The organism is Acidovorax sp. Root402 (assembly GCF_001425125.1).
Lineage (GTDB): Bacteria > Pseudomonadota > Gammaproteobacteria > Burkholderiales > Burkholderiaceae_C > Acidovorax > Acidovorax delafieldii.
The window spans coordinates 99303-113740 of the sequence record NZ_LMDQ01000002.1 but is presented as its reverse complement, the minus strand read 5'-3'; the positions used below and the strand labels follow the sequence as shown (position 1 = coordinate 113740).

Genomic DNA, 14438 nt, shown 5'->3' with positions numbered 1-14438 from the left:
ATCGGATCAAACCGCCGCGAGGAGCTCGGGTGCGTATGAACGAAGGCGGGCTTCAACGAGTGCCCCTCCGTGGCGTTGGAGAACAGTCATTTCGTCGTCGTTCAACCGCTTCAGGTTGGTGCTGATCGAGGATGCAAAGGTGGCATCTCCCGGGTTGGCTTGCCCCTCGACGCTATCGATAGAGAACCACAGTGGCTTTGGCCCCTTACCCGCCAAGTGCCGATGCTGCATGCGATCGAACTGCAGCCCTCTCACTTGCTCCATCAGAATGTCCAGAGCAGCTTTGAGGACCATGGCTCCGGCCTCTGTTGGCTCTGAGGCATTGGTGAACGGCTTTCCGCCGTCACTGGTGATCAAATAGTCGAGCTTGTTTCGTTCTACACGCAGACCAGGATTTATACCGAGGTTGTCGTATACACCGCCATCTGTGAGCGTCACATAGCCCACTTTCTCTGCCGGAGGGTAGACGTCCGGATCCAGCCGCAGAGGCCCGAAAACAGGTGGGAATGCTGAAGATGCCGCAACGGCGTTGCTGATTTTGAAGGTTCCCGCATCGACAACGCCAAGCTCGTGCTCGCCCATCTCCGCTTTAGAAGCGCTCCCGCCACCAGCGACAAAAAAGAACATGTTCCCCGTAGCAATGTTCGTCGCGTTCAAATAGATCCGAGGGCCGTGTTGCAAGGTGGATAAAGACTTCTCACCGAAGAGATCTTTGTCGTAGCTCTCTGCCAGCTTGTCCAAGCGGGACTCAAACGGATCCAAGAAGCCCCCGATCACGGATCCCACCGCAATTGACTTGGTTCTGAGGTACTCGTCGAGCTTTTCCAGTGCTGCATCAACGCCACTCGACCAATTCACCGCAAGCGTTGCTCCCGCAATACTTCCGCCACTGACACATGTCAAAAGATCAATGCGTTGAAGAAGCCCCAGTGACTGAAGCTTCCGCAACATGCCCAGATGAAATGCAGCAGCTCTGAATCCCCCGCCAGACAAAGCAAGGCCAATGCGGCAATCTTTGCCGCCGATCGTCACCGTCATAGTCCCTCCGTTTCGGCTTCGTGAACTTATGAAGAAACGTTACAGCAGCGAGGGGGGGCATGCAAGAAATTTGTTGCGTGAACAAACTCGTCCCCCATCCTTTTTGGTGACTGTTAGTGCCAGTGCAACGTGATCAGCAGGGGGTGCGGACAAAAAACTATCGCGAAGACAAAAGATTTGCCTTGTGAAAACGAACTATGTCGTGGAAGCCAACGTACCACCCATTTGGGAAAGGTCGATTTCCTACAATAACAAATGCCAACCCGTTCAAAACAGAAATGGCCTCGCGTGCATGATCAGCCGCAAGCTTCTCGTCTGTGCCAGAGGGGACGGGTGCCACTTCAGGGTGGGTGTGCCAAAGCCCGATGCAATACAGGCCTTGCTGAAGCAAATCCTGTCGCTGCCGCATCGCCTCAACGGGATCGAATGTGACACTTGACCAAGACGCGTGCCGCGCCTTGAGCAATGTGGCCCTCGAAATCACGATGGTTGATGCCGTGAGATCGTTCGTGAAGAGCTGACCCACGGACTCTTTGGAACGTGACCAGCGCTGCATCCTCCCTTGCAGCATCGAGACTGCGGCTTGGTCAAACTGGAGACTCCACTCCGCGCCAGGGAGTGCAAACGTCACAAGCGACTCAGGCATCTAGCAGGACCTCTGTCAACAGACGATGCTCGATGACCGAATCCACCCCCACAGGAACCGGTGGAGGACGGTTGAAGGTCACTAAGGGCGACTTACTCCTGAAGTACCCTTCATGACGAATCATGGACCACACCCCTGAGCACACCTGCTCGCCATTCAGAACTCTTAGTACGCGCTCGGACACCATGCCTGCAGCCCCCCACGCGTCGGCAACACCATAGGGATGGAAGCCCTGACCACATCCGGGAAGTTCAACCTGAACATCGTCTGGCCAAGTCGCGACATTGACGGCTGTATCGGCGGGGTCCGAAGTAGGCCATACATCATTACCAGAAATCAAAACCGCATGAGCAGCTGCGCCAAACGGCTCCATCCATGCCATCATCAATGGGGCATCTTTCAGCACACGCTTCCGAAGCAATGAAGTGCCAATCCTTACGGAGCGCTCGCCCGTGCAATCCACGATGAGATCCGGCAGCTGCCGTTGATCCGCCTTGGCGCACCACTGCATGGCTTGTTCACCGAAAGCGTCGAGTTGCGCCCCTGGGATGGCCTGCCGCAATCGAGCGCATAGTGAAGCAGCTTTCCCAAGGCCTATGTGTGGCGCACCGAGCACATGACGTGAGATATTTTCTGGCTCGAATGTCTGCGGATCCACAACCTCAATGGTTCCGACACCTGCGCGCGCCAGGAGCTCAATCAACGGCGCACCCAGCGAGCCACATCCGAGCACCACCACCTTCTTGGTGGCAAGATGAGCCAAACTCTCAATCCGATGATCTCGAGACAGGCACCATTGCCTGTCGACACGGGTGACGTCGATAGGCACAAGGGCTGGCTCGACTTGACGTGCGGCCTGCGACGGCACTATCCGCCATCCGTACCCGGCTGAGCCCTGCACGAGCACCACGAACACGGGCGCCTTGTTCGGCCAACGACGCGCCAGGTACCAATTCCTCAGCTTTCCCTCAGAGCCATTGAGTTGCGAAAGGAGTTCATCGAGCTCGTGGAAACTCCTCGGCCAAACACTGGGTGTCCAAGGCTCGGCAGTAGGCAGCTTCATCACCAATGCGCCGCCACGAACAATCCCTCCCAATGGCCAGGCTCTGGCCTTTGCCACGCGCTCTGGCTCCGTCGTAGACGTCGTGGCGATGGCTCTGCCGTCCTGAAGGGAAAGCGCAGCAGCCTCCTGTGGCTCGTCAATTTTTACATCGGCATCCAGCAGTAACTCGATCGTGCGATAGCTGGCTGGTGCTTTTGCGGCAACCGTATAGCGGGCCCAGTAATCTTGACGCTCCCGATTGAACTCCGCTTCTACCCAACCTGGATCGGCGCATCGGTCGAGGAAGTCGGAAAACCTGGACAAGACACGACCGACTGCCGTCACCGGGGTGGCGACATCTGCCGGGTCAAACTCGACACCGTGGCAGAAATGGCCATCTACCTCGATGTGGGGCAGTTGCAAACAGGACTTCCGGTCCAATTCGATGCGGGCAGGCGTGAGCGGAAAATCGTGCTGGAGCACCAGCAGGGGCGTAGCGCCGTTCAATACCGGCGCACCTTCGGCCAAACGCCAGACGCGACAGCGCTGCTCCGACTCCTTGTCCGGGCATCGCATTGCAGCGCTGGGCCCTAGTCCGTCAAGCCACGCCGTGACCGTGCTGATCGCGGCTGAAAACGTCGGCACGGTCAGCAAATTGCCCTCTACGCCAACGTGTTGGTGCGGTGGCTGACGGGCGTTGCAACACTCGGGTTGACCACTTGCCCCCCAGATGCTGCAACCAAACTCTTGAGCAGCGGCGTCGGCTCGGTCGGGCTGCCGAGGCTGTCGCGCCACGCCTCAACCCCGGCTTGTCCGAACACGCCGCGCAGCTTCTCTTCAGTGCTCCTGGAATACTCATCTGTGAGCAGTGCCTCGAGGTGAGTCTCCAGTTGCTTGTGCCAGCGCTTGAATTCGCGTGCACGGGCCCCTTGATCACTGTTCCAACGATCCGCGAAATTTTCCGTCGAGAGCTTCGGGTTCTCCACATAGAAGCGACCTGCTGCATCACGCTTAATGTAGTCGGGCATCTCCTCCACGATTGCAAGGACTACTTCAATAGGCGAACTGAAGCTGCGCTGTCTGGTGCGCCACATGTTCTCAAACGCGTGGGTGGCTAGGGTCACGATGATGACCGAGATCGGCATCGTATCTTTCTGGTCAGGGCTGGCGTAGAAGTAGAAGTTGTCGCGATGCAGCTTCATCAACTGGACGGCTCGACGGAGGATGTCGTCGATCCCAACAGGGGCGCTGGGAAGGGGGGCGACTGACTTACGGGCCTCGACCAGCGAAGACAACACTGCTTCTTGATGAAATTCAAACCGCAGTTCGGCACGCTCGCAAAACCAATCAGCAAACTCCTTCGGATTCGACGGACTCCAGACCGTATCGGGGTCTCGTACCCGCAGGCCCGCGCCATAGGTTTTGTACATGTCCGCCACCGCCGGTGTCACGTCGAAATAGAACGCCTCTCCCGGATACTGCAATCGCCAGCAACGACGCCGTGGATCTGGGTCACCGGTAACTTCTTCGTTGCCCTCAAGGGCTTTCCCAAACTCTTCAAACATCGCCTCCGAGTCGGGGTTGTTGTATTTAGGCCCGGACAGCTCCACCATGATGTCGATATCAAACTTCGCATTGCCCCGGGGGCGGGTGGTGGTCTGCGTGCGCATCGATCCCTGCGAATAGACATCCACGTTGTGGCGCGGAATGTCCAGCTTTGTGGCGATGTCATCTGCCAAGAGCTCGTATTGCTTGATGGCCTTGGCGCGATCTACCTTGTCGATTTCAAGTCGCCGAAGCAGGGACATGATGAGTTGCTCCCAACGGCCGGCATCTCGCGTCATGCCCAGAGACTTCTGCAAGCGAGTGGTGAACGAAATCTTGTTTGGCGGGTTCGTAGTCATGATGAAGTGCCTTTGTGCCGACCTTGTTTACGAGATGGAAAGGGACTCGCCGGTCGACAGCAGGGTCACCTCGGTGGGAGAAATCGCAATCGTTTTGGCAAACTCGCCGCGCGCACCGGATGTCCCGCTGGGCCTGCGTTCGTATAGGATGAACTCAGCGTGGTGTCGTGCTTGCATCTTTTGTCCCACACGGCAACAGGCAGACACCGGTGCGATCAGCACCAGATGTACTTTGGACACCCGCCATTCATCCTGAAGCTTCTGCAGCGCCTGGTCGACAGCACGTCCAAACAGATCAAGATCGGCGGGGTGCCCCATGACACGGTGACTCGGACTGTCAACCGTGACCTCAATCGTCGGCAATTCGTGCTGCCCAGCGGAAAACAGGTGTACAGGCAAATCGGACGCCGGGACCGCTGCAGTCAAATTGATCCGCAGGCATGCTTCGGTTTCACCGCCATTGGCATGACGGTGAATCCGAACCTTGAATTTGTCATTCGCCGGCACTGTCTCTGCCTGCGGCCAAGCCCACTGTCCACCGCGTTGCCCGCCCACTTGATCGCGATGAAACTGGAAAATGTGGGCACTGCTGGAGTCCCCGATGAGCCGCCCCGAAAGGACCAAGACCGACGTGCCATGCACAGGAAAAACCGCGAGCGGCGGTCGCGGTGCGCCGCCGTACAACGTACCGTCCAGCAAACCTGCCAATCTTGGTCTGTCATTCTTGAGTAGTTGGAACAGGCTCAGCCAGTAGCCATCCGAGTTCGATGCCCCGAGATGAGGACCATTGCGAGCGAACCATTCTGCGCGAACCCCTCCGGTGCGCAGTTGGCGCAACCACATGGCCTCTTCAGCGATCCGCTCATCAAAGGTAAATGGCTGCCCTTCGATGTTGCCGCCGATGACGAGCATCTGGGCTGCCGGGTAGCGAAGCGTGTTCAGCAACCGGTGAACTTCATCGACGTTGCGTTGACGCATCTCGTTGAGGTGAGCAGCGCTGTATCTCTTGGGTGCGACGCGATCGATCAGACGATGGCATTTGTCGCACATGAGCATGATGTTCGACGGATCATTCGCCAGCAGCGGTGATTTCATCTTGTCGCCACGAGGGCCGTCCGCAGATGAGGCCACGATGTGCGCGAAGTAGCTGTAGTTCCCTGTGGCTCCTGGCACAAAGTGATGGCGCAGGTCCTCTCCGCAACCATCGAACTGGCACCGCCAGCCGGCCAGCGATGCAACCTCAAAGCGCGTAACGGTATCCACCTCCCCATGGCGGCCGGACGTTCCTGTGACCTTGTCTCGCTCCTTGCACCAAGCACGCATCTGGGCGGGAACAGCCCGAATGGCTGGGCCTGACACAGCGTAGTCCACTTCACCTACATCCGATTCGGAGGTCTCGATCCATTGGACTTGCTGCCGCTTCGCAGCCGCCTCCAACATCTTGAGCGCGGCTGAACCGATGTCCCCAACGCCTAAATCACTCCATGCAGCAGGCGACGCAGTCGCGGCAGCGAGCACCCGGGCGCTGAATTTGTTGGCAATCACCAGGACATGAGGCTCGCCCGCCGCCGCTCGGTCGCGCAAGGCCGCAGCCAACTCGTCATCGGTCAAACCTCCAGCCGTCGGTGTGCTCATTCATTGCCCCAGTAATCGAACTACGGCATAGCATAACAGGAAGTTCGGAATAGCGAACATCAGAGAGCACGCTTTTTGCTCGGGATTTGCTTATCAGAAGTTCGGAGTAGCGATAGAATTGAAGGCTGTCTAGAAAGAGAGCGCAAGATGGCGTCAAAACTTGGCGAGAAACTTCGAGCGTGCCGGACTTCGCCGAAGGTGAACCTAACGCTTGAGGAGGCAGCCCGTAGAGCCGGCCTGAGCAAGAGCTACCTCTGGGAGCTGGAGAACCGGGAATCCCAGAAGCCATCAGCGGAGAAGCTGATGGCGATAGCGGACGTGCTTGGACAGGATGTGTCCTTCTTCCTAGACGACACGATTGATACACCGCAGGAATCAAACAAGGACAAGGAGTTCTTCCGCAGCTACTCCAAGCTGGAACCTGAAGCTAAGGAAAAGCTGCGGCAGATCCTGGATGTGCTGAAAAAATCCTGACATGACTGAGGCGACTTTCACGCCCACGACCGCCGCGATACGGCTCACGCATTGGCTTGATGCCGCTGCGGCAGCCGGCTTGCAGCGGTTTCCTGTCGATGTCGAGCAGCTTGCGCTTCATGTGGGCAAGGAGCTCAAGTGGCCAGATCCCATCTTCAAAGTCGTGGCTGCGGACATCCCATCGTTTGAAGGTGGCCTCTTCCATGTTGAGGATCAAGGCTGGGCCCTTCTGTACAACCGCAACATGACATCCGAAGGACGAATTCGGTTCACCCAAGCCCACGAACTTGGGCACTACCTCGTCCACCGCCTTGCACAGCAGGAATTTGAATGCTCTCAGGCAGACATGGTGCACTGGGGCCCCGAAATGAGGTCGATCGAGGCAGAGGCCGATGACTTCGCATCGAACCTGCTGATGCCCATGAAGCACTTCCGTGCGTGCACATCGACTTCGGAAGTTGACTTCGACATTCTTTCCGACGCCTCAAGCAAGTTCGGAGTTTCCTTGACCGCAACCGCGCTGCGTTGGATAGGCTCAACGGAACAGAGCGCCGTCCTCATCTTGTCGAGGGATGGGTTCATGGATTGGGCGATCTCGTCCGACAAGGCCAGAGCCAATGGCGCGTTCTACAAAACCAAAGGCCGCGTAGTTGAGCTTCCTCCTGGGTCCCTCGCCGCGAACAAGGCGATTGCGTCCAACCGCAGCGGTGACCCAATCAGTTTGGCCACTTGGTTTAAGCACGCGCATCGCGACGCCGTCGCCAAGGAAATGAAGCTCGTTTGCGAAAACTATGGTTACACGCTGACACTATTGAGCTTGTCCGACGGTGACAAGGTATGGGAGCCCAAGGAGTGGAGCAATGCTTGAAATGAGCCGAGTGAATCAAACAAGTGAATAGTTCGAAGCATTCAAGCAATCTCTAGTCCAGTGAAAGCATTTGGTGCAGATCGCTACTTCAGTCAAAGCACATTGCAGTGACTGCTGTGCTCATCAGTGGTCATTCGTGCGCAAAAGTTGAGCGACTGCATCCAGCCTCTTGCAGTCATCGGAGCGTTTAGGGGCTGCTCGGACCGCAAGAACTTCTGGAAAAACCAAAGAAAAAGAGCGCTCAAACTGAGCGCTCTTTTATATATAGCAACAAGCCCAAACAGGGCTGCGATTTGCTTCGTATTTCTAGGTCGTCTTTACCTGTCAAGCTCGAGTTTACGACTTTACTGTTACAAATGACCACCCCGCAAACCCGCATGAATGCTGGAGGCTTGTTTACGACTTTATTTGCGTGTTTACGACTTTAATTACCCAGAATAAAAAAAGTGGTCCGTTCGACAAGTCACTCCACCGTGACGCTTTTGGCCAAATTTCTGGGCTTGTCCACGTCCGTCCCCCGCGCGCAGGCCGTGTGGTACGCCAGCAGCTGCAGCGGCACCACATGCAGCAGCGGGCTCAAGGGGCCGTAGTGCTCGGGCATGCGGATGACGTGGATACCCTCGCTGCTCTCGATGCGGGTGTCGGCGTCAGCCAGCACGTACAGCACACCTGCGCGCGCACGCACCTCTTGCATGTTGCTCTTGAGCTTTTCGAGCAGGGTGTCGTTGGGTGCTACGGTGACCACGGGCATGGCGCTGGTCACCAGGGCCAGGGGGCCGTGCTTGAGTTCGCCGGCCGGGTAGGCCTCGGCGTGGATGTAGCTAATTTCCTTGAGCTTCAGGGCACCTTCCAGGGCGATGGGGTAATGCAGCCCCCGGCCCAAAAAGAGCGCGTTTTCCATGCGCGCAAAGTCTTCGGCCCAGCTGATGATTTGTGGCTCCAACGCCAGCACGGCCTGCAAGGCCACAGGCAGGTGGCGCATGGCTTTGAGGTGCGCAGCTTCCTGCTCGTCATTCAAACGCCCCTTGGATTGGGCCAGCGCCAGCGTCAGCAAGAACAGGCCTGCCAGCTGGGTGGTGAAGGCCTTGGTGCTGGCCACGCCAATCTCGACCCCGGCGCGCGTGATGTAGGCCAACTTGCATTCGCGCACCATGGCGCTGGTGGCGACGTTGCAGATGGTGAGCGTGTGCTGCATGCCCAACGACTGCGCGTGGCGCAGGGCGGCCAGCGTGTCGGCGGTTTCGCCGCTTTGGCTGATGGTGACAACGAGGGTGCGCGGGTTGGGCACGCTGGTGCGGTAGCGGTATTCACTGGCCACTTCCACTTGCGTGGGGATGCCAGCAATGTCTTCCAGCCAGTATTTGGCGGTGCAGCCGCTGTAGTAGCTCGTACCGCAGGCCAGGATCAACACGTTGTCGATCTCCTTGAACACACGCCAGGCGGCCGCACCGGGCTCGCCATGCTGGCCTGCGCCGTCGAACAGCTCGGGCACGATGCCGGCCAGGCCTTCCAGCGTGTCGGCAATCGCACGTGGCTGCTCGAAGATTTCCTTTTGCATGTAGTGGCGATAAGGCCCCAGCTCGGCCGCGCCACTGTGGGCGAGCACGGTACGCACTGGGCGCTGCTCGGTGGTCAGCGCGCCGCCTTCCTTGCCGACGATCCAGTAGCGGCCCAGCTGCAGGTCCACCAGGTCGCCTTCTTCCAGGTAGATGATCTGGTCGGTGACGCCTGCCAGGGCCATGGCGTCGCTGGCCAGAAAGTGCTCGCGCGACGCAGATGCGCCAGCGGTGGCGTCTTTGCCCACCCCCAGGATCAATGGGGACCCGGCGCGTGCCCCCACCACGCGGTGGGGTTCGTCCTTGTGCATGACGGCGATGGCGTAGGCGCCGTGCAGTTCGGCCACGGTGGCCTGCACGGCTTCGAACAGGTCGCCGCTGTAATGGCTGTCCACCAGATGGGCGACGACCTCCGTGTCGGTCTGGCTCGCAAACACATAGCCGCGTGACTGCAGTGCCTTGCGCAGTTCTTCGTGGTTTTCAATGATGCCGTTGTGCACCAGCGCCACGCGACCTGCGCTTTGGACCTGCGCGTCTGCGCCCGTGCCGTGGCTGAAATGCGGATGGGCGTTGTGCACGGCGGGCGCGCCGTGCGTGGCCCAGCGGGTGTGGGCGATGCCGGTGGCACCGTCGATGTGCTCGGTGCTCACTTGCTCCAGCAGCTCGGCCACGCGGGCGGTGCTGCGGGCGCGCTGCAGGCCGGCAGGGCGCGTGGCGTCGAGGCTGGACGCATGCACGGCCACGCCGCAGGAGTCATAGCCCCGGTATTCAAGCCGCTGCAGGCCCTGCACGAGGATGGGAACGATGTTGCGCGTGGAGACTGCGCCGACGATGCCGCACATGGTGGTTGCCCTTGGGTTGGATTCGATGGGGCGATCGTAGGCAGCAAAGAGAAAAATTATTCATTGATATTTGCACAAAAATGAACTTAAATTTCACCAATTCACATCGGTGAAATTTTCATTCATTTTTTATCAATCAATGGAATCAATATCTCTCGATGCAATCGATCTCCAGCTGCTCAACCTGCTGCAAACCGATGCCGCACAAAGCAACCAGGCCCTGGCCGAACAGGTGCACGTGTCCCCGCCCACCTGCCTGCGCCGGGTCAAGCGCCTGCACGATGTGGGGCTGATCGAGCGGCAGGTGGCCATCCTGCAGCCCGACCGGCTCGCCGCCCTGCAAGGCCACGGGCTGGCGTGCATCGTGGAGGTTTCGCTGGACCGCCAGGGGGCAGAACAACTCGACGCGTTCGAAGCCCGCGCCGTGCAGGAGGCCGCGGTGCAGCAGTGCTGGCGCGTGTCGCCGGGGCCCGACTTTGTGCTGGTGGTGCACACGCGGGACATGCCGGGCTACCTGGCGCTGTCGCAGCGGCTGTTCACGGGCGACGCCAATGTGCGCAATGTGAAGGCGTTCTTCGCGACCCGGCGGGCAAAATTTGAGACAAAAGTGCCAGTAGCGCTAGATTGATATGCGCTAGCCGCTATCAATTTATTAGCAAAAACACCTGCACCCTCACCGGCGCCCTCTCACCACCTCGCCCCTCAGCCCCACCCCTGACAGGCCCGGCAGCACATCCCACAACCCAGCAACGTCATCCATGCGCCTCATGGTAAAGGAGCACGGTCATTTCTTGCTGGTATCGCCTGACCGGGCGTTGTAAGCTCCCCCGCACTTTCAACCTACCTGGCCGGTGGATGCCCGCGTGGCAGCACCGCCCTTCTCCTGCACCCCCATGCCGACGCCCCGCCGCCAGATGCCACGCCGCATCTACCCCTTGCGCATCCTGGGCATGGGGCTGGGCGGCATGGTGGTGGCGGTGGTGCTGTGGGAGCGCCAGGCGTCCGCCGCAGCCTGGGTGGCGCTGCTGCTGCCAACGCTGGTGTGGCCGCATGTGGCCTACCTGCTCACCCGCCGCGCCGCCGACCCCTATGCCGCCGAAGTGCGCAACCTGCTCATCGACTCAGCGCTGGTCGCTGCGCTGGTGCCGCTGATGCACTTCAACCTGCTGCCCAGCGTGATGTTGCTCACCTTGACCATGGTGGACAAGATCACGACCGGCATCCGGGGGCTGTGGACACGCGCGCTGTGGGTGATGCTGGCGGCCGGTGTGGCCAGCACGGCGGTCATGGGCCTGCACTGGGCGCCCGAGACCTCCATGCGTGTGATGGTGGCCTGCTTGCCGGTGATGTCGCTGCACACGCTGTCGGTCAGCGCCGTGAGCTACCAGCTCATCCGGCAGTCTGCGCGCCAGAACCAGATGCTGGACGAGCTGCGCCGCGTGGACGCGCTGACCGGCCTGTTCGGGCGCGGCCACTGGCAAGAGCAGGCAGAGGCCGCACTGCGCCGCCACCACACCACCGACGAGCCCGCCTGCATGCTGATGCTGGACATCGACCATTTCAAGGAGATCAACGACGCCTACGGCCACACCGTGGGCGACGAGGTGATCCGCGCGCTGGCCCATGTGGTGCGGGGCAACGTGCGCGCAGGCGACTGCGCGGGGCGCTACGGCGGGGACGAGTTCGCCATCGTGCTGCCCGGCATGCAGGCCCGGGACGCCCTGGCCATTGCCCAGCGCATCCGCGAGCAGACCGAAGGCGTGCGCCTGCGCAGCCTGCCCGAATTGCGCATCACCAGCAGCATCGGCGTGGCCCCGGCCGACCACCGCCACAGCAGCCTGCGCGCGTGGATCGACGCGGCGGATGCGGCGCTGTACGTCGCCAAGAACGGCGGACGCAATCAGGTGGCGGGGTGCATGGAACCGGCGCTGGTGCCGGCGGTGTAGCCACCAGCACTGCGTGCAGGTTCAGGACTCGTCGGCGGCAACTGCAGGATTCACCGGCCACCGCACCCGCACCGTGCAACCGCCCCCCAGCACCGCCGTCGCACTGATCTGCGCACCGTGGCGCTGCGCAATGGCACGGCACAGCGCAAGCCCTGTGCCCACGCCCTCGAACTCCGTCTCGCGGTGCAGGCGCTGGAACACGCCAAACAAGCTGCCCGCGCGTGCCGGGTCAAAGCCCACGCCGTTGTCCTGCACGGTGAAGGCGCCCTGGCCTGCGGGTGCCGCGTCCGCCGACACCGTGATGCACGGGTGCGCCACGGAGCGGGTGAACTTGAGGGCGTTGCCCAGCAGTTGCACCAGCAGATCCTGCAGCAGCGTCGGGTCGGCCCACAGCGTGGGCAAATCGGTGCCCACCTGCCATTCCACCGCGCGTCCGACCTCGGCCGGGGCCAGTGTGGCGCGCGCCTGGGCCATAGCATCGGTCAGCGGCACGGGCAGCAGGCGCAGCGGCGCACGGCTGGCACGCACCAGGGCTTGCAGGCCGTCGATCATGAGCCCCATGCGCCGAGCCGACTGGTCCATGGTGGCGAGGAAGCCCAGGGCCTCTTGCACCTCAGCACCCTGCACCACCTCGGGCGGCAGGTCGCCCAACACCTCGCGCACCAGCGTTCCGTAGGACGTCACATGCCGCAGCGGCGCGCGCAGGTCGTGCGAGACGGCGCGCAAGAACTCCTCTTGCGCAGCCGCCATATCGGCCACCTGCTGCTGGCTGCGGGCCAGTTCGGCGCGCAGCTGTTCGGGGGTCATGTCTGCACCAGCCACTTTCATCTCCCGCCGCAGGCCACAGAAGCGTGCACGGCACAACGAGGCGCCAACGCGCTACGCACGAAGACGAAGGCGCAGGCGAGGACAGCCAGCAAGGGCCGGCCCGCAGCAAAGGCTGTCGTCCCCCTGGAGGGGGAAGGCGCGAAGCGACTCAGGGGGTGCTTCATTTTTTCGGGCGGGACCAATTGGCAATGCTGACTTGCTTGCCCCGCGCCACGCTCAACGCGCCAGGCGCCGTGCTCTTGGTGATGGTGCTGCCGCCGCCCACCGTGCCGCCAGCGCCAATGGTCACAGGCGCCACCAGCACGCAGTTACTGCCCACATGCACGTCGGCCTCGATCACCGTGCGGTGCTTGTTGGCGCCGTCGTAGTTGGCGGTGATGCTGCCTGCGCCGTAGTTCACGCGCTCGCCCACCGTGGCGTCGCCCAGGTAGGCCAGGTGGTTGGCCTTGGCGCCGTCGGCCAGCGTGCTGTTCTTCACTTCCACAAAATTGCCGATGTGCACTTCGCGGCCCAGTTGGGCGCCGGGGCGCAGGCGGGCAAAGGGGCCGATCAGCGCGCCCTCGCCCACGGTGGCTCCAGCCTTTTCGCCGTCGATGTGGGTGTATGGGTGGATCACCGCGCCTGCTGCGATGCGCGCATTGGCAATGCAGCAGTTCGCGCCAATGCTCACGCCCTCGCCCAGCTCCACGCGGCCGGTGAAGACGCAGTTCACGTCGATCTCCACGTCCTGCCCGCAGACCAGTTCCCCGCGCACGCCGGTGCGGGTGTCGTCGCGCACATCGAAGCGGGCGGGGTCGGCCAGGCGCACGCCTTGCTCCATCAAGGCTCGGGCCTGGCGCAGCTGGTGGGCACGCTCCAGCTCGGCCAGTTGCAGCGGGCTGTTGACGCCCGCCACCTGCAATGCGTCAGTGATGCGGTGGGCCACCACGGGCACACCATCGGCCACGGCCATGGCGACGATGTCGGTGAGGTAGTACTCGCCCTGGGCGTTGTGGTTGGTCAGCCGCGCCAGCCAGGGCGTGAGCAGCCGCGCGGGCACAGCCATGATGCCGCTGTAGACCTCGGTGATGGCGCGCTGGGTGTCGGTGGCGTCCTTGTGCTCGACGATGCCTTGCACTGCGCCGTCGGCGTTGCGCACGATGCGGCCGTAGCCGGTGGGGTCGGGCAGAGTCACCGCCAGCAGGGCCAGCTTGCTGCCTTCGCTGGCGGCCACCAGGGCGCGCAGGGTGTCGGCTTGCGTCAGCGGCACATCGCCCGAGAGCACCACCACCGTGCCGTCGTCGCGCAGGTGCGGCACGGCCTGCTGCACGGCGTGGCCGGTGCCCAGCTGGGGCTCCTGGCGCACAAACTTCAGGTCAAAAGTGCCCGTAGCGCTAGTCGCGCTTGCGGTAGCCGCTTCTACTTCTGTAGCACCATGGCCTGTGATGACAATGGCGCTGCGGGCCTGCAGGTGCGCGGCCTGGTCCAGCACGTGGTGCAACAGCGGGCGCCCGGCCAGGCGCTGCAGCACTTTGGGGGTGCGGCTTTTCATGCGCGTGCCTTTGCCGGCCGCCATGATGAGGATGTCGAGTGGGGTCATGAAAATGGAATGGGGGTTGCGCAGCACAAGCCCGACGCGCGGGCGTTGCGTGGATTATCGGCTGCAGCCCACGGGGCACA

General features: G+C 61.4%; 12 protein-coding genes. 4 read left to right on the top strand and 8 right to left on the bottom strand.

Features of this window, described 5'->3' with window-relative positions; genetic code table 11:
• Nucleotides 1-6: 6 nt before the first annotated feature.
• The 5 genes from ASC83_RS03275 to ASC83_RS03260 all read right to left on the bottom strand — a co-directional run bounded on the left by ASC83_RS03275 (nt 7) and on the right by ASC83_RS03260 (nt 6265).
• Nucleotides 7-1038 carry a patatin-like phospholipase family protein gene (locus ASC83_RS03275; RefSeq protein ID WP_056058010.1) on the bottom strand — a complete coding sequence of 344 codons (1032 nt, stop codon included), beginning with the start codon at nt 1036-1038 and terminating at the stop codon, nt 7-9.
• A 157-nt stretch (nt 1039-1195) separates the two neighbouring features.
• Nucleotides 1196-1594, bottom strand: coding sequence for a Mov34/MPN/PAD-1 family protein (locus ASC83_RS24510; RefSeq protein WP_369816937.1), 399 nt, complete (start codon nt 1592-1594; stop codon nt 1196-1198).
• Nucleotides 1595-1676: 82 nt separating this feature from the next.
• Nucleotides 1677-3371, bottom strand: a complete 1695-nt coding sequence (locus ASC83_RS03270; RefSeq protein ID WP_235509311.1) for a ThiF family adenylyltransferase — start codon at nt 3369-3371, stop codon at nt 1677-1679.
• Between the two features lie 17 nt (nt 3372-3388).
• Entirely contained in the window at nt 3389-4630 is a 1242-nt protein-coding gene (locus tag ASC83_RS03265; protein ID WP_056058005.1) for a nucleotidyltransferase, read from the bottom strand.
• 27 nt (nt 4631-4657) lie between these two features.
• A complete protein-coding gene (locus ASC83_RS03260) occupies nt 4658-6265 on the bottom strand; it encodes an SAVED domain-containing protein (RefSeq protein ID WP_156379409.1) in 1608 nt (535 codons plus the stop codon).
• A gap of 147 nt (nt 6266-6412) precedes the next feature.
• Between ASC83_RS03260 and ASC83_RS03255 the strand changes: the two genes are divergently transcribed.
• Both ASC83_RS03255 and ASC83_RS03250 read left to right on the top strand, forming a co-directional pair.
• Nucleotides 6413-6739, top strand: coding sequence for a helix-turn-helix domain-containing protein (locus tag ASC83_RS03255; RefSeq protein ID WP_056057999.1), 327 nt, complete (start codon nt 6413-6415; stop codon nt 6737-6739).
• 1 nt (nt 6740) lies between these two features.
• The gene (locus ASC83_RS03250; protein ID WP_056057996.1) at nt 6741-7607 is read left to right on the top strand and encodes an ImmA/IrrE family metallo-endopeptidase; all 867 of its coding nucleotides are present in this window, start codon (nt 6741-6743) and stop codon (nt 7605-7607) included.
• 463 nt (nt 7608-8070) lie between these two features.
• Here ASC83_RS03250 and glmS read toward each other — a convergent pair whose 3' ends face one another.
• On the bottom strand, nt 8071-10005 hold the full coding sequence (gene glmS / locus ASC83_RS03245) for a glutamine--fructose-6-phosphate transaminase (isomerizing) (RefSeq protein ID WP_056057994.1): 1935 nt from the start codon (nt 10003-10005) through the stop codon (nt 8071-8073).
• Between the two features lie 139 nt (nt 10006-10144).
• Here glmS and ASC83_RS03240 point away from each other — a divergent pair, with 139 nt between their 5' ends.
• Complete coding sequence (locus ASC83_RS03240) at nt 10145-10633, top strand: Lrp/AsnC family transcriptional regulator (protein ID WP_056057991.1); 489 nt, start codon at nt 10145-10147, stop codon at nt 10631-10633.
• Nucleotides 10634-10898: 265 nt separating this feature from the next.
• A complete protein-coding gene (locus ASC83_RS03235; protein WP_056058164.1) occupies nt 10899-11951 on the top strand; it encodes a diguanylate cyclase in 1053 nt (350 codons plus the stop codon).
• 21 nt (nt 11952-11972) lie between these two features.
• Here ASC83_RS03235 and ASC83_RS03230 read toward each other — a convergent pair whose 3' ends face one another.
• Together ASC83_RS03230 and glmU are read right to left on the bottom strand one after the other, a co-directional pair.
• Nucleotides 11973-12758, bottom strand: coding sequence for an ATP-binding protein (locus ASC83_RS03230; RefSeq protein ID WP_200938889.1), 786 nt, complete (start codon nt 12756-12758; stop codon nt 11973-11975).
• A gap of 181 nt (nt 12759-12939) precedes the next feature.
• Nucleotides 12940-14358 (bottom strand): bifunctional UDP-N-acetylglucosamine diphosphorylase/glucosamine-1-phosphate N-acetyltransferase GlmU, encoded by a 1419-nt coding sequence (gene glmU / locus ASC83_RS03225; RefSeq protein WP_056058162.1) that lies wholly within the window; start codon nt 14356-14358, stop codon nt 12940-12942.
• Nucleotides 14359-14438: the final 80 nt, after the last annotated feature.

What these genes read in the sequence shown, in the direction of transcription:
- ASC83_RS03275 (WP_056058010.1), bottom strand. Translation starts at nt 1,038, where the DNA reads ATGACGGTGACGATCGGCGGCAAAGATTGCCGCATTGGCCTTGCTTTG.
- ASC83_RS24510 (WP_369816937.1), bottom strand. Translation starts at nt 1,594, where the DNA reads ATGCAGCGCTGGTCACGTTCCAAAGAGTCCGTGGGTCAGCTCTTCACG.
- ASC83_RS03265 (WP_056058005.1), bottom strand. Translation starts at nt 4,630, where the DNA reads ATGACTACGAACCCGCCAAACAAGATTTCGTTCACCACTCGCTTGCAG.
- ASC83_RS03260 (WP_156379409.1), bottom strand. Translation starts at nt 6,265, where the DNA reads ATGAGCACACCGACGGCTGGAGGTTTGACCGATGACGAGTTGGCTGCG.
- ASC83_RS03255 (WP_056057999.1), top strand. Translation starts at nt 6,413, where the DNA reads ATGGCGTCAAAACTTGGCGAGAAACTTCGAGCGTGCCGGACTTCGCCG.
- ASC83_RS03250 (WP_056057996.1), top strand. Translation starts at nt 6,741, where the DNA reads ATGACTGAGGCGACTTTCACGCCCACGACCGCCGCGATACGGCTCACG.
- glmS (WP_056057994.1), bottom strand. Translation starts at nt 10,005, where the DNA reads ATGTGCGGCATCGTCGGCGCAGTCTCCACGCGCAACATCGTTCCCATC.
- ASC83_RS03240 (WP_056057991.1), top strand. Translation starts at nt 10,145, where the DNA reads ATGGAATCAATATCTCTCGATGCAATCGATCTCCAGCTGCTCAACCTG.
- ASC83_RS03235 (WP_056058164.1), top strand. Translation starts at nt 10,899, where the DNA reads ATGCCGACGCCCCGCCGCCAGATGCCACGCCGCATCTACCCCTTGCGC.
- ASC83_RS03230 (WP_200938889.1), bottom strand. Translation starts at nt 12,758, where the DNA reads ATGACCCCCGAACAGCTGCGCGCCGAACTGGCCCGCAGCCAGCAGCAG.
- glmU (WP_056058162.1), bottom strand. Translation starts at nt 14,358, where the DNA reads ATGACCCCACTCGACATCCTCATCATGGCGGCCGGCAAAGGCACGCGC.